Source organism: Mesorhizobium sp. AA22 (assembly GCF_001672375.2).
Classification (GTDB): Bacteria; Pseudomonadota; Alphaproteobacteria; order Rhizobiales; family Rhizobiaceae; genus Mesorhizobium; species Mesorhizobium wenxiniae.
Window position 1 is genome coordinate 4787520 of record NZ_CP048406.1, and the last position, 15827, is coordinate 4803346.

Sequence of the window (15827 nt, forward strand, 5' to 3'; positions counted from 1 at the left end):
CCTGGGAAACGGCAGGGATCAGTTCAGCGGAACGACGATCTCGGTGCGGCGCGGACGCTGCCCGTCCTTGCCCGGGACCAGCACGACGATGACGCAGACCGGCTGGCCACCGCGCGTCGACTGCGACGCCTTGGCCAGCGTGCCGCCATTCTGCTCGGCAACCTGCTGACCGATCGCGTAGCAGTCGGAGGCAGCCAGGACGATCGGCCGGTTCTGCTCGGGCACGACGACCGGCAGCGCCGTCGCCTGCGACGCAAGCAGACCGGCAGCGCAGAGCGCCAGTGTCGCGGTTCGGAAATGGGAGCGAAGCGTTTTCATGATCAGCGTCCTAACGCATCGGTGCTGAACGTGAAATGAACAGTGAACGCCTGCAACACATGCCTATCTCACCCCCCTGAAACGCGAGACAACCGACCCTATGATTCGCCGCCCTAACCCGGCAAACTCATCCAAGTGCCAGTCTAGACTGTGTTGCAGCCATATTGAAAGCGCGTCAGGCGTTTTCTTCCGTCACGGCGCGAAAGCGCAGCAGCCCGTGACAGGCTGAAAGATCCTCGTCGTAACGGGCCTCGGTGAATTCGAGCCTGAGATTGGCGCGGTGATGTTCGTCGAGCGCGAGCGCCGCATCCTGGAGGCGGGTGCTGACTAGGTCCATCGCATCGAGCATCTCTTTCCTGGCCTCGGACTTCGACCAGAAATGCAGCGTGAAAAGCTGCTCGGCATCGTTCTCCGCGCCTGTTGCCCAGTCGTAGACGCTGGTCCGACCGAACGTCACATAGGGAAACGGGACATTTTCCGGGGAATGGTCGAATAGTTTTGCGCCGCGCAATGCCGCTGACAGGGAACCGTCACCGTTCAGCGCTTCGAACAAGGCCTTCTGCAGCGCGGCGGCCGGCGCGGTCATAGTCTTCTCCCTCGCCCGTCACGGCTGAACAGGCCTTCACCCCGTCAGCGATTTCTGCTTGCAGCGTAGCCGCGTTGAAGTTCTGGCGCCAGATCACGGGATTTCCAAGGCCCCGATCGCGCGGACCGTCGGAATTATCGAAAATCGGCTGCGGTCAGCACATAAATGCTCTTGCCGGTACGAGCATAAGCACTCCTTGCGACGTCATGTATGGGACCGACGGCCGAATCGAAAGCGGCGAGATATGCGGCTTCGGCTGTCGCCGTCCCTGGCGGTGCCGCCGAGATGGCGGCTGCATCGATAAAGAAAGAAATCTGGGACATGCCGTCATAGCCGACGAAGCGGATCCGTCGGCTCGCCTCGTCGTAGCTTCGGCTTAGGTTTGGAAATGTCAGGGTCATGGCTTGACGGCCGTCAAGCGGCCCCCGCCTTCTTGACTGCGGCCCGCTTTTTCTTGGGAGCGACGGGATTGAGGGCTTCCGCCGCGCGGTCGGCCTCTTCCTTGGCCAGCCGCAGCGCCCGCAACTTTTGGGTCTTAATGGTCCTGGCCTTGGCCTCGGAGACATATTCGGCCGTAGCCTGGTTTCGCTCCGCAGTTTTCTTCTGCTTCTCCATGAAGCGCGCTTCAGCCTTTTCCGTGATACTTTGATTGAATTCCGCCATCGATAAAATATCCCTTTTGACCGAGGTGATGAAATTGCAATTCCCTCCTAAAATAGGAGTCTGAGCAGAAAATTCAATTTCCGAGCTATCTTTGATCGATTCGTAAAAATAAAGTGCGGAATAATACTATTCGACAGTTTCAACCAGCCCATGAACATTTTTGAGCCATCGGCTCTAAAGAGGTGAGCGGTGGCACCTCACGTGCGCTGGCAGCAACCGCGTCCCGACGCAGTTACTGAATTAGATCACGACACCGGTGCTGCGCCACCCTCTTCCGTGCGCCGCGCGATGAATTCGTCGAGAACACCTGATGTAGCAGCGGCGGAAGCCGGCGGCCGAAAATCGGCGAGCAGCCGTTTCCAGATGCCGGTCGCGCGCTCCGTGGCGGTTCTTGACCCGGCCTGCGTCCAGTTGCCGAAATTCGACCAGTCGGCGACCAGCGGCTCGTAGAATGCGGTGCGGTAGCGCGCCATTGTGTGCCCGGCCGAGAAGAAATGCCCACCCGGCTGCACTTCAGCGATAGCCTCAAAGCCGATCGCGTCCTCGTCGCCGGGCGTCGCCGCGCAGAGTTCGGCGACCGTCTGCAGCGCCTCGACGTCGGTGATCAGCTTCTCGAAAGAGACGCTCAAGCCGCCTTCGAGCCAGCCAGCGGCATGGATGCAGACCGTTGCACCCGCAAGAACCGAGCCCCACAGGGCGAACTGCGTTTCGTGGGCCGCCTGCGCGTCCGATATGTTGGCGGCGCTGCCGCCGCCGGACCGCCAAGGAAGACCGGTGAAGCGAGCAAGCTGACCGGCGCCGAGCGTCGCCTTGACGTGCTCCGGCGTGCCGAACGCCGGCGCCCCCGACTTCATGTCGACATTGGAGGAGAAGGAACCATAGACGACCGGCGTACCCGGCCGCACGATCTGGGCCAGCGTCAGCCCGGCCAGCGCTTCGGCGTGCTGCAGCGTCAGCGCGCCGGCCACAGTGATCGGCGCCATCGCGCCGGCCAGGCAGAAGGGCGTGATGATCAACACCTGCCCCGCCCTGGCAAAGTCGATGATGCCTTGCGCCATCGGAATGTCGAGCTGGCGAGGCGAATTGGTGTTGATGACGGTGTAGCAATGAGCGCCCGAACGGAATTCGTCCTCGGAAAGGCCGCGCGCCAGCCGTAGCATCTCGAAGCCGTCCTCCACCTGCGGCGTGCCGCGCGCGAAGACGAACGGCAACTTGTCCGACAGCGTCAGCTGCGCGCGGTTGACTGCATAGTGGCGGAAGCGGTTGTCGATGTCCTGCGGCTCGATGCAGGGTCCCAGCATGTGCAGCACGTCGAAATGCTGCACCAGGCGGATGAAATCCTCGAAAGCGGCAAGCGTTCCCGGCCGCCGGCCGCGCTCTAGATCGGTGACGTTCGGCGCCCCGGATCCCGCCAGAAACGTCATCGAGCCGAGCTCGAGCGTCAGGTCGCGGGCACGGTCGCCGGCATGGACGCGGATCGATTTCGGCGCCGAAGCCAGTGCCGCCGCGACGATGTCGCGACCGATGCGCACCATCTGGCTGTCCTCGTCAACCAGCGCGCCGGCACGGGCAAGAATGGTGCGCGCCTCCGGCAGCAGCACCTTGACGCCGAGTTCCTCGAGCACGCGCAGCGCCGTGTCGTGGATCGCGGCGACCTGGTCGACCGAAAAGATCGGCTGCGGCAGGAACGGGTTCTTCAGCGAGCGATAGTCCGGCCGGCGGCTGGTCTCGCTGCCGGCGTCGCCGGTTCGTCCGCGCCTGCGCTCGCGCCTGAGATCACGTGCGGCGTCGTCGATCATGGCGGATACTCCTCATTGCCGTATGCTTGCCGTATTGCATGCCCTGGGGATCGTAGGGAGAAGCCGCGATGACGCGCGCCGGCCGCTCGGCCCAGTTCGTTGAGTTGGGCAGGATACTTGCACTGTACATATGTGTCTAGTATGGTTGTATGCAGCTCCCCCTCCTGCCTATTGTGCGGCCATGATCATGAATGCTCCGCAGGACGAGCCGGCGCCCGGCAACATCAAGGTGACGCGCTGGGACTGGATCAGTCTTGCGCTCCACACGTTGATTTCAGATGGCATCGAAAGCGTGCGCGTGCTGCCGCTCGGCCAGAAGCTCGGCGTCTCGCGCTCAAGCTTCTACTGGTACTTCCAGAGCCGTCAGGATCTGCTGGACCAGTTGCTTGCCCATTGGCGGGACACCAACACCAGGGCGATCGTCGAACGCGCGCAGCGGCCGGCCGAAAGTATCATCATGGGGGTCATGAACGTGTTCGAATGCTGGGGGGACGAACGCCTGTTCGATCCCAGGCTCGACTTCGCCATCCGGGAATGGGCGCGGCGCTCCGACGACGTGCGCCGGGCCATCGACCAGGCCGACAATGACCGACTGGGCGCGATCCGTGACATGTATCGCCGGCATGGCTACGGCGAAGAGGATGCCTTCATCCGCGCCCGTGTGCTCTACTACATGCAGATCGGCTATTATGTGCTAGACCTCAAGGAACCGGTCGAGGCGAGGGTCAGTTATCTCGCCGCCTATCTGCGCAGTTTCACCGGCCAGGAGCCAAGCGATGCCGACGTGGCGCATTTCATGCGCTTTATCGCGGCGCGGTAGGCGGATGCGAGGTGGCATGCGCGACCCTGGTATCAACAAACTGTACCGCGAAAGCTCCCCTCACCCTTGTGAGCGAGGCCAAAATGGACAAATAGTCTGGTACGAGTGCCGCTTCTCAGTGGAGGCGTAGCCGCAGCCGGATCCTGGAATGGCCAGTCCTTTGAAATCACGCAAGAGAAGGGGTCCGATTGCCGCAAGACTGCTGGCGGCGGATGCGTGGTTCGATTCCTCGCTCTACGAGACCGGCTTCAAGGCGCGCCGGTTCTGGGAATCGGCCACCATTTTCTTCCGGCGCTTCCGCGTCTCCGGCTGGCGCCGCGGCATCATCGAACTGTTGAGCGAGGGCTTCACGCTCGGCGCCGGGGGCATCGTCGTCATGCTGGCACTCGCTTTGCCGGCCTTCCAGGAAACCGCCGGCGACTGGCGCGCCCAGGGCGATTTCGCCATCACCTTCCTCGACCGCTACGGCAACGAGATCGGCCAGCGCGGCATCATCCAGCGCGATTCGGTTCCGGTCGACGAGATGCCCGACCAGGTCATCAAGGCGGTGCTGGCCACCGAGGATCGGCGTTTCTTCGATCACTACGGCATCGACGCGCTCGGCCTTTCGCGCGCGATCTTCGCGAATGTGCGGGCGAATTCCGTGGTGCAGGGCGGCTCGAGCATCACCCAGCAGCTGGCCAAGAACCTGTTCCTGACCAATGAACGGACGTTGGAGCGGAAGGTCAAGGAAGCCTTCCTGGCGCTGTGGCTCGAGGCCAATCTGTCGAAGAAGGAGATCCTGCAGCTCTATCTCGACCGCGTCTATATGGGCGGCGGCACGTTCGGCATCGAAGCGGCCGCCGATTTCTATTTCGGCAAAAGCGTCAAGGATGTGAACCTCGCCGAAGCGGCGATGCTGGCCGGCCTGTTCAAGGCACCGACCAAATACGCGCCGCACATCAACCTGCCTGCTGCCAGGGCGCGGGCCAATGTGGTGCTGTCGAATCTCGTCGAAGGCGGCTTCATGAGCGAGGGTCAGGTGCTGCAGGCGCGGCTGCATCCGGCTGAAATCGTCGACCGCGGCGAGCAGAAGAGCCCGGATTACTACCTCGACTGGGCATTCGAAGAGGTCAAGAAGATCGCCGCGAAGTCCGGCCAGCATTCTCTGGTCGCCCACACCACTTTCGACGCCAACATCCAGAAGGCTGCGGAAGAATCGATGGAGTTCCATCTCCGCCAGTTCGGCAAGGAATACAACGTCACCGAAGGCGCCATGGTCGTCATCGAAACCAATGGCGCAGTTAGGGCGATCGTCGGCGGCCGCGACTACGGTGCCAGCCAGTTCAACCGCGCCACCAAGGCGCTGCGCCAGAGCGGCTCATCGTTTAAACCCTACGTATACGCAACGGCGATGGAGCACGGCTTCACGCCGGATTCCGTCGTTTCCGGCGCGCCGATCTCCTGGGGTGCCTGGTCGCCTCACAATTACAATGGCGGATCGGCCGGCAAGGTCACGCTGATCACGGCGATGGCCAAATCGGTCAACACCGTGCCGGTGCGGCTGGCCAAGAATCATCTCGGCATCGGGCCGATCAAGGCGATGGCGGAAGCCATGGGCGTCGAATCGCCGCTCGAATCGCACAAGACGATGGTGCTCGGCACATCGGGCATGACCGTGATGGACCAGGCGACAGGCTATAGCGTGTTCGCCCAGAATGGCTTTGTCGGCTCCCGGCATGGCATCACCCAGCTCGTCACCCGTACCGGCGAGGTGGTTTACGATTTCGCCAAGGATGCGCCGCCGCCGCGCCGTGTGCTCTCGGAACAGGCGCTGAAATCTATGAACACCATGCTGGCGGCGGTGCCGGTGATGGGCACGGCGCGGCGCGCTGCCCTTCCCGATATCGTTTCGGCCGGCAAGACCGGCACTACGCAGTCTTACCGCGACGCCTGGTATGTCGGATTCACAGGCAACTACACGGCTGCCGTGTGGCTCGGCAATGACGACTTCACCCCGACCAACAACATGACCGGCGGCTCGCTGCCGGCGATGGTTTGGCAGCGGCTGATGGTCTATGCGCACCAGAATATCGATCTCAAGCCGATCCCCGGCCTCGATCATCCTTTCGTTGACGAGGAGATCGCTGCCAAGGCCGAGGAAGCGGAAAAGAAGAATACCGAGCAGGCAGCGGCCGACGCCGCCGCCGAACGCCCGCCGGTGCTGTCCAGCCAAACCACGCGGGCCCTCAGGGACATCACAAGATTGTTTCAGTCGGCGCCCGTCCTCCAGGCGCCTGCGACGCCGGAGACCCTGTCGGCGCTTTGAAGCCGGCACGACGGGCAAGGCCCATCCTCGCGCCGGCAATTCCACAGAGGTCCGCTTGCCATCGCCCCCTGCCCCGCGATATCCCCGAGCGGCACTCCCTCTTTCCCGCGGCTCTTCATGCTCAAGAACGCATTCCTGACGCTCCTCGCGCTTGCCATAGCCATCGGCGGCGGCGGCGGCAGCGTCTGGTACGCGCTCAAGACGCAGGATGGCATTGGCGCGATCAGGATCGGCCAATGGACGGCGTTTCCCGATATCGGCACGCAGGCGGCGGATCCCTATTCGAAAGCCCGCGTGGCGCGCGAGGGTGTCCTTGCACTCGGGCAGGCAGAAGGCCTGTCGTTTATCGCCGAACGCGATTCCGATGGCGAACAATTGAAACGCCAATGCGCCTATGAAATCGAAGGCGGATTTCCCACAGCCCGATTCTGGACCCTCTATGCCGCCGATCGGTCGCTCGGCGTGGTCGAGACCGGCAAGCCAAGGCTTGCAGCACTTCAGTCCTACCAGGTGCTGCGCCAGCCCGACAATTCCGTGCTTATTTCCGTCAGCAACCGCCCCGCGCCCGGCAACTGGCTGCTTTCCGACGGCTTCGGCCGGATGTATCTCGTGCTGACATTCTACGACACGCCGATCGCCAGCAGCACGGGCCTTTCGGATGTCACGCTGCCGCGGATCGTGAAGGTCGGCTGCAATGCGTAGGCTGCTGCACGCGATCTTGCTCGGCCTGCTTGGCGCCGGCATCGTACACATCATCGTGCTGCTGCTCGTCTCGGAGTTTTCCGAACGCAATGCCTGGTCGCGGCTGGCCATGGCCTCCGACCTTTATCGGATGACCAGGCTGGACGCTGAGGCCGGCGGTACGCCAGTGGTGAAATCCGTCGATCCGCTGTTTTATGCCGCGGCCTGCCGCTTCGATCTGTCCGACGGGATGGTTCGGGTGAAGGCACCGGGAAACGTCCCATTCTGGTCCGTATCGGTCTATGACCGCAGCGGGCATAACATCTATTCCTTCAACGACCATAGTGCGACCGGAAGGGTGCTGGACAGTATCGTACTGACGCCGGCCCAGATGATCGAGATCCGCAAGGATCTCCCGGAGGAATTGCAAGGAGCAATCTTCGTCGAGGCGCCCATCGACGAAGGCATGTTCGTCATCCGCTCGTTCGTGCCCGACGACAGCTGGAAGCCGATCGTGTCGCGGTTTCTCGAGCAGAGTTCCTGCGAGCTGCAGGGCTACTGACGTCAACCGAAGTACGCGGCGGCCGGTTTTCCAGCCTGCAGCGATTCAAAGTTAGAGCCTCCTGTACGCGCCGAACAGCGCGCGCGGCGCCTAATGATGCGGAACAGGCATCGTCCCCGACGATCCCGGCATCGTCCCCGACGAGCCCGGCATCGTCCTTGACGAGCCCGGCTTGTCCGGACCGGCGCCTGGCCGCTTTTCGACCGTCCGTGGCTCGTAGCGGACGCCGGGGAAAATGATCACCGCTGCCGGCGTTCCGGTGTTTCGTTCTGCTCGATTGGTTGCCGCCGTTCGCGGCACGAAAGACAGTACCATGCCCATGGTTCGTGCATTCCTCTCGGTTGCCCCGGAGCACAACGCAACGCCTCCAATCTGATTAAGGAGCCAGTAGGTTAACGGAACGCTAACGGATCGCCGCTAATTTGATGTTTGTTCTGAGGTTAGGAATTCCTGACCCGAGGCAAATGCGAAACCGACAAAGTCCCGGTCGAGCATGGTCCAGATTGTGTCGAGTATCGGGCGTATCCTTCGTGTCAGCTTCGGATTTCAGGCAAATCGCTATACGGGCTGAATCGGGAAAGGCCGAAAGGCTGTTCCGCGCAGCGGTGTCGGCGTTCTGTTCGCTCACCCGCCCTTCGCGCCGGGAGATCGCGCAACTTGAAGATTTGACACTTCCGCTTTTCGCCAACGTGTCGGTCGAATCGCGCCGCTACGTCGCCGCCGCCCTTTCCGAATGCGAATATGCGCCCGCTGCGCTGGTCCGGCGGCTTTGCGAGGAGCCGGTCGACGTTGCCGCGCCATTGCTCATCCGCTCGTGCGCGCTCAGCGATATCGACCTGATCGCGCTGATCGGACGGCACGGCCTGCCGCATGCGCGCGCCATCGCGCGCCGCAAGGATCTGAACCCGACCATCGCCCAGCTGATCAGGGCGCTTGAAAAGCCGACGCTGGTGAGCGTGCGGCAGCCGGAGGCAATCGCCGGGACGGCGCCTGAACGCGCCGAGATCGTCGCGCCCAGCCCCGACAGCCAGCAGGTGCCCGGCGCCGCCGCCGAGAATGCACGGCGCCGGCTGCGGTCGTTGATGCGCGCCGATGCTGAGAGCGGCGGCGCGACCGTCAATCCGTTCGCCGGCGCTGAAACCTATGTCAAACTGCGCGAGACGGCGCTGACCGGAAACGCCGCATTCTTCCAGACAGCACTGGCCGACGCGCTCGAAATCGATTTTTCAACGGCGCGGGCGCTCACCGCAAACCAGAACTACACGTCGCTGCTGGCCGTCCTGCGCGCGCTTGATTTCGGCGAAGAGAGAGCGTTCCTGATCACCGCCGCCGTCTATCCTACAGAGTTTCCGCATCCGCAGGCCATCCGCATCTTTCTCGACCGCTACCGACTGCTGCATCGCGACGCGGCGCTGGACAGGCTACGCGGCTGGAAGGCCGAGACACTGTCGAAGGCCATTCGCAATGCCGGACCCATCGCGGCGAACGCCGACATCCGCAAAGCGGACAGCGATAATGCTGCCGCCAGGCCTAAGGCGCGTCACGTCTGAAGAGATTCAAGCGAACGCTTTAAGCCTTTGTTTTGATCCATAATCGTTTAGAGCGACTTGACGGAAATAAGTTCCTCGACGGGAACAGCGCCGGCCTCGATCTCGACCACCCAGATGTCGGGATCGAATTTCTTCTCCCTTTCCAGTCGCGCGTCAAAGACGGCGGCATCGTCGCCGGCGCCGAGCAGACTGAAGAAACGGTCGTCGGGTTTGCCTGAATCGTAGCTCGTCTGCGGCGCCGGGCCAAACAAAGCAATCTCGCCCAGGCGGCCACGCGCCAGCACGAAGACGGCGCCGGCCTCAGTTGCGCCGCGCTTGACCACGGCGGCAAAGCCGCCAGCACCGAAAACCCGGCGCAACAGGGCCGATACCCACAGATCGGTGGTTACGCGCATGGCAAACTCCGGATGTTATTCGAGCGGTATTAACGAGTTTTTTTGTCAGAGCGCGAGCGTTTCCCCAACAAGGCCCACTGACACAAAAGGCGCTTGTGAGGTTGCTTACTCCCTCATAAACCAATCAATATCCAATGTGCCTTTTCGCCATTCTGCGGCGGTCACCTCGGCACTTGACTGTACAGGCCACGCTTTGGCGCTCGTTGCGAGCCTCTTCAACTCCGCGAGTGCTATTTTTTCCTCAAGTGGCAAGAGGTGGGCCGCGCTCCAGAGCCTGACATTTTCGTCACTGTGCGTTTGGAGCCCTAATAAAAACGATCGACCGCGATCGGCCCTATTTCTAATCTTCTTTATCGCTCGGATTAGATGGTCAAAGGCCGCGTTTGATCCCCGCACATTCCCATCTTCGAGAAGCTGGCGATGAAGTATGGCAGCCTCGACGTATTCTCCTTCAGGGCTTCTTGCTGACACTTTTGCTCTCCGCTATGATCCGTCTTTGCGTTCTCCTTCATCGCCTTTTCGAGCTTTTTTCCAAGATCATATTGTTCTTTAAACAATTTTTTGCTCATCCAGTCTCTCACAGTCGTTCCTTGAGAATATGACGAACGGCGGCCACGGCTCACGCTGGTTCAGCGAACCGAGGCGCTGGAGCGCAACGGCGCCTGGCGAGCCAACACCGAGATCGCCTGCTCCTATAACGTCGCCCACATGATGGTTCAGAAGCCCGAACGCATTGATACCCGATCGGAACTTGGCCGGTCAGTTGGTGAGGCCGATCTCGCGCATCTTGACGTAGACGACCTCGTCGGGCTCTCCGGTCTCCGGCAGCCCGAACAGCGACTGGAACTCCTTGATCGCTGCCTTGGTGCGGGCCCCGACCACGCCATCGAGCTGCATGTCGTCATTGCCGAATGCCTTCAGCCCGGCCTGGATTTTGATGATGCGGGCATCGGGTGCCTGCACCGACGCATCTGCCGGCGCCGAAGCGGAGACGGGAATTGCGGCCATGTCGTCCGGACGAGGTGCCGGATGCGGCACGACCGTCGAGGCGGTTGGCGTGGCGCCCAGCTGATCGAGCAGAACGCTGTCGATCTCGCCGGAAGCGCTAAGCCCGACTTTCTGCTGATAGGCTTGTATGGCCTTACGCGTGTTGGGGCCGGAAATGCCGTCGACGGTGCCGGAATAGAAGTCCAGATCCTTCAATATGCCCTGGATCTGCTCGACGACCGGATCGCTCTTGATCGGAGCCGAGCCCGGCCGCACGATGTTGATGGTGGTTTCGGGTTCGTCGGCGCCGGCTCGAGGAAAGCCCTCGTTGCTCCTGGTCGCGAAAAACGCGCCGGCATGAGGAAAAGGCTGATACCACAGGGCATTCGCCGAGACGTAGAACAGCGTCACCAGGAAGGCGGTCGAACCGCCGACCAGAACCGGATTGCGCGAGATCAGGCTGCCGACGGCGGCCGCGCTACCTTGGAAGGCATTGCCACGGCGCCTGACCGCCTTAGGCTGTTTTGCGGAGCGAGCCATGCCTGTCCCCCTTCGTCTCCGCCTTGGCTGCAGGCATCGGCAGCACGCCGGGCTTGTCGGTCGTACGTCCCTTCGGTCCGTTCACCGGCAAGCTGATCGTGACCGTGGTGCCCTCGCCCGGCATGCTTTCGATCGACATCGTGCCCTCGTGCAGCGCCACAAGGCCCTTCACCAGCGACAGGCCGAGCCCGGTTCCCTCGAAGCGGCGCGTATAGTCGTTCTGGATCTGCATGAACGGCTTGCCGAGATTGGCAAAGTCTTCCTCGGCGATGCCGATACCGGTGTCCCTGACCCAGAAATGCAGTCGCGAGCCGATCCGCTTGGCGCCGACGACGACATCGCCGCCATCGGGCGTGAACTTGATGGCATTGGAGACTAGGTTGATGAGTATCTGCTGCACGGCACGACGATCAGCGTTTATCTCGCCTGCATCCGGTGCGATCTGAGCCTGCAGATCGATGTTCTTTGCCTCGGCCTGCAGCCGCATCATCGACTGGCACATTTCGACGGCTTCCACGAAACGGAACGGTTCCGGCTCGGTTGCGTAGGCGCCGGCTTCGATCCTCGACACGTCGAGTATCGAGGTGACGACGGCAAGCAAATGCTGGCCGGACTCCTTGACCAGACCGACATATTCCTTCTGGCGCGGATCCTTGAAGGTGCCGAACATCTCATGCAGCAGCATGTCGGAAAAACCGATGATGGCGTTCAACGGCGTGCGAAGCTCGTGGCTGACGACCGCCAGAAACCGTCCCTTCGCCACTTCGGCAGACGCGGCCGCCTCTTTCGCAGCGGCAAGCTCTTCGCGCAAGCCGGCGAGTTCGTCGTTTTCGCGCAGGACGAGCGTGAAGACATCCTCATGCTCCGCCCGCATCAGCTCAAGGGAAAACGGCCGGTAGTTGTCCGCCGTCGGGCCATGGCCGTTTTGCGGCAGCCGGACGCGAAGATCGAGCCGGCGGGCCGACGCGCCGTCGCGCATGTCGGCCAGCGCGCTGAGGTATGCGACGCGATCGGACAGATGGATACGGTCGAACAGGCCGGTACCGAACAGCAGTTCCGGCGGCAGCTTCAGGATCGTGCGTGCCTTTGCCGACGCATCCAGTACCTCGCCATGCCTGCCGGCCCGCAGGACAACGGCGTCGATGATGTTCTCGAGCCGGTCATCGGTCGCCGGATCTAACTGCGCGCCGGCCGGGCTGCCAAGTGCTGCGACGCGGGGAACGAGGGAGAGCGCCCAAGCCAGCGGCAGCAGCCAGTGCCAAGCAGCGATTTCCGCCGGGCCGAACGGGAAAACAGAACCGGCAAAAGCCTGCAGCAGGATAGCGACAAATGCGGATGCGGCACCCCAGAGTGCAGCGCGACGAGACGCGCCGATCCACCAGGCTTCGAACGGCAGCGCCACGACAAGCATGGCGGCCGGCGAGGCCATCCCGCCGGCCGCGGCAATGACACCGGCAAGAGCAAAACTGCCCATCACCAGGGCGACCTGGCCGGCGAACGCCATCTTGCCCGATGCTGCCACCAGCAAGGCAGCAAACCAGCAGAGGCCGAATGTCGCAAAGATCGCAGCCATGGTCACGGCCACGCCCATGCCCGAGGTAACCAGCGTGACTGCTGCACCTGCGGCAAAGAACGGAGCGGCCAGCATGACACCGATAAACCGCCCCTGGCACCGGCGGTCGTTCTTTCCGAGGATCGACGGATGAACCATACGTTCGCAACCGGCTGCCATCGCGCCGGGCAACTCAACGTATCTGGCCCTTATCGAACTCAACTCAACGCACTCGCACCTGGTCGTGAACAGCCCTGCTTCGCAGGTTGCTTTTATTGATCTGAAACTCGCATCCAGCGTTTAAGGAATGGATAAGGCGGGACCGATCAATGCCCAGCCTGAGGGAAATATTGGGAGGCCGGCGCGGCAAAACCTTGGCAATTGCGGCCATAGTAAATGGAGCGTTATCCGGGCGGACCGCCCTTTCGCCTCTGACAGTCGCCACCGGAACGCCGCGCTTCAGGGAAATAACTAAGGAAAAACAGGCAGATGGATAGTTAACCTTAAGTGAAGAAAATCGGCTGGATTTGACACAAATCCATCGCGAAATACTTCGTTTCGAGTTTGCCTAAAATTCGAGGAAAATTTTCGCTGACCGGGCAAGCCGTCCTTTGAGCGTCTATGCCACTATCGTACCCCATAAAAAGGTCATGTCGCCGAATGCATGATCCGGTCAAGAATGAGGGCATACAGATGGGCTTTCTGATCAGAATGGCTTTCTGGTTTTCGCTGGTGCTTTTGGCGCTGCCGCTGAATGTCGGCTCCGACGAGACAGGCCACCAAAGCGTCGGGCCGATCCAGGCGTTGTTTGCGGCACGCGAAGCCGTTGGCGATATTGCCGGCATATGCGAGCGCAAGCCCGACGTGTGCGAGACCGGCAAGTCCGCAATGCACACGATCACCGCCCGGGCCAAGGAGACCGCCAAGATCGCGGCCGCCATGCTGGACGACAAGACCGCCGAACCCGACACGGCGACAATGACCGGCAGCGTGCCGGAAGACATCGTCTTACCGGCGAAAGTCCACTTGCCCGCGAAAGTCGAGTTGCCGGCGAAAAACTGAGATATTTTCCAGCGCATCTGTCACTGCACCGCAGGCCGTCCGCACCTCGACGCCTATGGTGTTTTTCCTCTTTTTCCGTGACGCGGCGTCGCCGGACGACTATATCCGAGGTGATGACCACGACGATCCAAACGATCCGCGACGACTTCTCCCTGCTTGACGAGTGGGAAGACCGCTACCGCTATGTGATCGAACTGGGCGAGGCCCTGCCGCCATTTCCCGATGAGGAACGCAACGCCGCCAACAAGGTGCCCGGCTGCGTCAGCCAGGTCTGGCTGACAACCGAATATGGACCGGGTCCCGATCCAGTCGTCACCTTCGCCGGTGATTCGGACGCCCATATCGTGCGCGGCCTCGTCGCTATCATGCTGGCGCTGTTTTCCAGACGACCGGCCAGCGAGATCCAGAAGACCGACGCGGAAGCGACACTGAAGGCACTTGGCCTCGACGAACACCTGTCGCCGCAACGCGCCAATGGTCTTCGTTCCATGGTCAAGCGCATTAAGCGCGACGCCGAGGCGGCGTTGAGGCAGACCGCCTGATTAGACAACAGCGCGCGATTTCCCCCCGCACGGCAGTGAGCCCCGCACCTCGGGCAAGGCGTATCGATTGCTCCAGCAATGCCTCCAAAGCAAAACGGCGCCCGGAGGCGCCGTTGATCGTTCAACCCACGTTGGGAAGAGCCGATATCAGCGTCCCTTGCGCTTGCGGCCGAGACCCATCTTCTTGGCGAGTTGGGAGCGAGCGGCAGCATAGTTGGGAGCAACCATCGGATAGCTTGCGTCCAGGCCCCATTTTTCACGATACTCGTCGGGCGTCAGACCGTAGTGGGTCATCAAATGGCGCTTCAGCGACTTGAACTTCTTGCCGTCTTCAAGACAGACGATGTAGTCGTCATGGACGGAGCGTTTCGGGTTTACTGCCGGCTTCTGCTTGTCGGCAGGAGGTTGTTCACTGGTCCCGCCCACGCGCCCGAGGGCGGCATGGACATCGGCGATGAGGCTCGGCAGCTCGCCGACCGGCACCGGATTGTTGCTGACATAGGCGGCCACGACGTCGGCCGTCAACTCGATCAGCGCATCACTATTTCTGGAAGGTGTTTCGATAATATCCATGGCTTCATGACCCCAACGAGAGTTGTTTCTATCCGCGCCCTATTTTTGACAGGTCGGGCATCGCGCGAAATTTTTGCAGGAAAGAGCCTCTGCGATTCGCGTCACAACATCCTAATGAGCCAGTGAATCAAGTAAGTCAATTCGCTTCTTGCGCTGTATTCATCGATGTTAATAAAATATTCCACGATCAGCTTCAACCTTTCGTGCACTCTGTAATTTTGCGATATTTTCTGGTCCGACCAGCAACGGCTGACGCCCGTCGGGCTGCCGTTACATCCTCGATGGCCAGTAAAAAGCTCTCAATGCTTGGCTATGCTTGGTTGTGGCGCAGGCTATCTGGTTGTTTTCAGAATCTGCAAAACCATAGGTTGCGATTTGCTGTTTGCAAACAAACCAGAAATCAGCGCGCCGCGGATCGCCGCCGATCCATCAATGTGGGGTAATGTATTTTCCGTAGACCCAGCCGATGACAAAATTGCCGTTGTGTGCCGGATCATGCCAGACTTCGCACCAGCGATAGCGGATCTTCTGTTCCTGCTTCCAAACCGGCTGCTTGGCGATGTCGAGCAGGTTTATGCCCCCGGTGCATTTCCCGGTCATCTGCAAAACGGCACCGTTGGGATAGGCGGCCTGCTTCTGGGAAGACCCCGCCGGGTACTTGCGCACGTTGAGCGTGTCGCCAAACGGAACGTTGGTCACTTGCCAAGCTGCGAACACGGTTGCATGAGATTGGCCGGTAAAGGCCAAAACTGTCGAAGCGACGACGAAAGCCGCGACAGCGCGAAAACGGAATTTCATTTTTCTCTCTCCTCCGGCTCATCTTCTGGAGCCCAGCGCAAAACATATACTCCGGCTCTTGAACCTGCGCTGATCGGCGTGTTCATTCTCC

At 61.4% G+C, this 15827-nt stretch carries 18 protein-coding genes; 7 read left to right on the top strand and 11 right to left on the bottom strand.

From position 1 onward, the window contains the following. Nucleotides 1-18: 18 nt before the first annotated feature. The 5 genes from A9K68_RS23110 to A9K68_RS23130 all read right to left on the bottom strand — a co-directional run bounded on the left by A9K68_RS23110 (nucleotide 19) and on the right by A9K68_RS23130 (nucleotide 3366). The gene (locus A9K68_RS23110) at nucleotides 19-318 is read right to left on the bottom strand and encodes a hypothetical protein (RefSeq protein WP_065010428.1); all 300 of its coding nucleotides are present in this window, start codon (nucleotides 316-318) and stop codon (nucleotides 19-21) included. Nucleotides 319-493: 175 nt separating this feature from the next. Beyond that, the gene (locus A9K68_RS23115) at nucleotides 494-904 is read right to left on the bottom strand and encodes a DUF3168 domain-containing protein (RefSeq protein WP_065010427.1); all 411 of its coding nucleotides are present in this window, start codon (nucleotides 902-904) and stop codon (nucleotides 494-496) included. Between the two features lie 134 nt (nucleotides 905-1038). After that, nucleotides 1039-1305 carry a DUF1488 family protein gene (locus A9K68_RS23120; RefSeq protein ID WP_065010426.1) on the bottom strand — a complete coding sequence of 89 codons (267 nt, stop codon included), beginning with the start codon at nucleotides 1303-1305 and terminating at the stop codon, nucleotides 1039-1041. A 13-nt stretch (nucleotides 1306-1318) separates the two neighbouring features. Beyond that, a complete protein-coding gene (locus A9K68_RS23125) occupies nucleotides 1319-1567 on the bottom strand; it encodes a hypothetical protein (protein ID WP_029354601.1) in 249 nt (82 codons plus the stop codon). Between the two features lie 245 nt (nucleotides 1568-1812). Beyond that, nucleotides 1813-3366 carry a trimethylamine methyltransferase family protein gene (locus A9K68_RS23130; RefSeq protein WP_065010425.1) on the bottom strand — a complete coding sequence of 518 codons (1554 nt, stop codon included), beginning with the start codon at nucleotides 3364-3366 and terminating at the stop codon, nucleotides 1813-1815. A 181-nt stretch (nucleotides 3367-3547) separates the two neighbouring features. Between A9K68_RS23130 and A9K68_RS23135 the strand changes: the two genes are divergently transcribed. From A9K68_RS23135 to A9K68_RS23155, 5 genes are all read left to right on the top strand, one after another. Further along, nucleotides 3548-4186, top strand: a complete 639-nt coding sequence (locus tag A9K68_RS23135) for a TetR/AcrR family transcriptional regulator (protein WP_065010424.1) — start codon at nucleotides 3548-3550, stop codon at nucleotides 4184-4186. Between the two features lie 148 nt (nucleotides 4187-4334). Beyond that, nucleotides 4335-6494 carry a PBP1A family penicillin-binding protein gene (locus A9K68_RS23140; RefSeq protein ID WP_065010423.1) on the top strand — a complete coding sequence of 720 codons (2160 nt, stop codon included), beginning with the start codon at nucleotides 4335-4337 and terminating at the stop codon, nucleotides 6492-6494. A 117-nt stretch (nucleotides 6495-6611) separates the two neighbouring features. After that, nucleotides 6612-7196, top strand: a complete 585-nt coding sequence (locus A9K68_RS23145; protein ID WP_065010422.1) for a DUF1214 domain-containing protein — start codon at nucleotides 6612-6614, stop codon at nucleotides 7194-7196. Then, on the top strand, nucleotides 7189-7737 hold the full coding sequence (locus tag A9K68_RS23150; RefSeq protein ID WP_065010421.1) for a DUF1254 domain-containing protein: 549 nt from the start codon (nucleotides 7189-7191) through the stop codon (nucleotides 7735-7737). The genes A9K68_RS23145 and A9K68_RS23150 overlap by 8 nt, the downstream gene beginning before the upstream one ends. Before the next feature lie 530 nt (nucleotides 7738-8267). Continuing rightward, nucleotides 8268-9287, top strand: coding sequence for a hypothetical protein (locus tag A9K68_RS23155; protein WP_065010419.1), 1020 nt, complete (start codon nucleotides 8268-8270; stop codon nucleotides 9285-9287). A gap of 47 nt (nucleotides 9288-9334) precedes the next feature. Here the strand turns inward: A9K68_RS23155 and A9K68_RS23160 are convergent, their stop codons facing one another. From A9K68_RS23160 to A9K68_RS23175, 4 genes are all read right to left on the bottom strand, one after another. After that, complete coding sequence (locus A9K68_RS23160) at nucleotides 9335-9682, bottom strand: DUF1491 family protein (protein ID WP_065010418.1); 348 nt, start codon at nucleotides 9680-9682, stop codon at nucleotides 9335-9337. A gap of 362 nt (nucleotides 9683-10044) precedes the next feature. Beyond that, nucleotides 10045-10251, bottom strand: coding sequence for a hypothetical protein (locus A9K68_RS31865; RefSeq protein WP_065010417.1), 207 nt, complete (start codon nucleotides 10249-10251; stop codon nucleotides 10045-10047). Nucleotides 10252-10441: 190 nt separating this feature from the next. Further along, nucleotides 10442-11209, bottom strand: a complete 768-nt coding sequence (locus A9K68_RS23170; RefSeq protein WP_065010416.1) for a peptidoglycan-binding protein — start codon at nucleotides 11207-11209, stop codon at nucleotides 10442-10444. Beyond that, nucleotides 11184-12920, bottom strand: coding sequence for a PAS domain-containing sensor histidine kinase (locus tag A9K68_RS23175; RefSeq protein WP_065010415.1), 1737 nt, complete (start codon nucleotides 12918-12920; stop codon nucleotides 11184-11186). Before A9K68_RS23175 ends, A9K68_RS23170 begins: the two co-directional genes overlap by 26 nt. Nucleotides 12921-13454: 534 nt before the next feature. Between A9K68_RS23175 and A9K68_RS23180 the strand changes: the two genes are divergently transcribed. Together A9K68_RS23180 and A9K68_RS23185 are read left to right on the top strand one after the other, a co-directional pair. Continuing rightward, nucleotides 13455-13823 (top strand): DUF5330 domain-containing protein, encoded by a 369-nt coding sequence (locus tag A9K68_RS23180; protein WP_065010478.1) that lies wholly within the window; start codon nucleotides 13455-13457, stop codon nucleotides 13821-13823. A gap of 113 nt (nucleotides 13824-13936) precedes the next feature. Continuing rightward, entirely contained in the window at nucleotides 13937-14365 is a 429-nt protein-coding gene (locus A9K68_RS23185; RefSeq protein ID WP_065010477.1) for a SufE family protein, read from the top strand. Between the two features lie 147 nt (nucleotides 14366-14512). Here A9K68_RS23185 and A9K68_RS23190 read toward each other — a convergent pair whose 3' ends face one another. Together A9K68_RS23190 and A9K68_RS23195 are read right to left on the bottom strand one after the other, a co-directional pair. After that, complete coding sequence (locus A9K68_RS23190) at nucleotides 14513-14938, bottom strand: MucR family transcriptional regulator (protein ID WP_029354623.1); 426 nt, start codon at nucleotides 14936-14938, stop codon at nucleotides 14513-14515. Nucleotides 14939-15367: 429 nt separating this feature from the next. Continuing rightward, nucleotides 15368-15736: a hypothetical protein gene (locus A9K68_RS23195; RefSeq protein WP_065010414.1), complete on the bottom strand. Its 369-nt coding sequence runs from the start codon at nucleotides 15734-15736 to the stop codon at nucleotides 15368-15370. Nucleotides 15737-15827 lie beyond the last annotated feature (91 nt).

Excerpts from the sequence above, each read along its gene's own strand:
- A9K68_RS23110 (WP_065010428.1), bottom strand. The coding sequence starts at position 318 with ATGAAAACGCTTCGCTCCCATTTCCGAACCGCGACACTGGCGCTCTGC.
- A9K68_RS23115 (WP_065010427.1), bottom strand. The coding sequence starts at position 904 with ATGACCGCGCCGGCCGCCGCGCTGCAGAAGGCCTTGTTCGAAGCGCTG.
- A9K68_RS23120 (WP_065010426.1), bottom strand. The coding sequence starts at position 1,305 with ATGACCCTGACATTTCCAAACCTAAGCCGAAGCTACGACGAGGCGAGC.
- A9K68_RS23125 (WP_029354601.1), bottom strand. The coding sequence starts at position 1,567 with ATGGCGGAATTCAATCAAAGTATCACGGAAAAGGCTGAAGCGCGCTTC.
- A9K68_RS23130 (WP_065010425.1), bottom strand. The coding sequence starts at position 3,366 with ATGATCGACGACGCCGCACGTGATCTCAGGCGCGAGCGCAGGCGCGGA.
- A9K68_RS23135 (WP_065010424.1), top strand. The coding sequence starts at position 3,548 with ATGATCATGAATGCTCCGCAGGACGAGCCGGCGCCCGGCAACATCAAG.
- A9K68_RS23140 (WP_065010423.1), top strand. The coding sequence starts at position 4,335 with ATGGCCAGTCCTTTGAAATCACGCAAGAGAAGGGGTCCGATTGCCGCA.
- A9K68_RS23145 (WP_065010422.1), top strand. The coding sequence starts at position 6,612 with ATGCTCAAGAACGCATTCCTGACGCTCCTCGCGCTTGCCATAGCCATC.
- A9K68_RS23150 (WP_065010421.1), top strand. The coding sequence starts at position 7,189 with ATGCGTAGGCTGCTGCACGCGATCTTGCTCGGCCTGCTTGGCGCCGGC.
- A9K68_RS23160 (WP_065010418.1), bottom strand. The coding sequence starts at position 9,682 with ATGCGCGTAACCACCGATCTGTGGGTATCGGCCCTGTTGCGCCGGGTT.
- A9K68_RS31865 (WP_065010417.1), bottom strand. The coding sequence starts at position 10,251 with ATGAGCAAAAAATTGTTTAAAGAACAATATGATCTTGGAAAAAAGCTC.
- A9K68_RS23170 (WP_065010416.1), bottom strand. The coding sequence starts at position 11,209 with ATGGCTCGCTCCGCAAAACAGCCTAAGGCGGTCAGGCGCCGTGGCAAT.
- A9K68_RS23175 (WP_065010415.1), bottom strand. The coding sequence starts at position 12,920 with ATGGTTCATCCGTCGATCCTCGGAAAGAACGACCGCCGGTGCCAGGGG.
- A9K68_RS23180 (WP_065010478.1), top strand. The coding sequence starts at position 13,455 with ATGGGCTTTCTGATCAGAATGGCTTTCTGGTTTTCGCTGGTGCTTTTG.
- A9K68_RS23185 (WP_065010477.1), top strand. The coding sequence starts at position 13,937 with ATGACCACGACGATCCAAACGATCCGCGACGACTTCTCCCTGCTTGAC.
- A9K68_RS23190 (WP_029354623.1), bottom strand. The coding sequence starts at position 14,938 with ATGGATATTATCGAAACACCTTCCAGAAATAGTGATGCGCTGATCGAG.
- A9K68_RS23195 (WP_065010414.1), bottom strand. The coding sequence starts at position 15,736 with ATGAAATTCCGTTTTCGCGCTGTCGCGGCTTTCGTCGTCGCTTCGACA.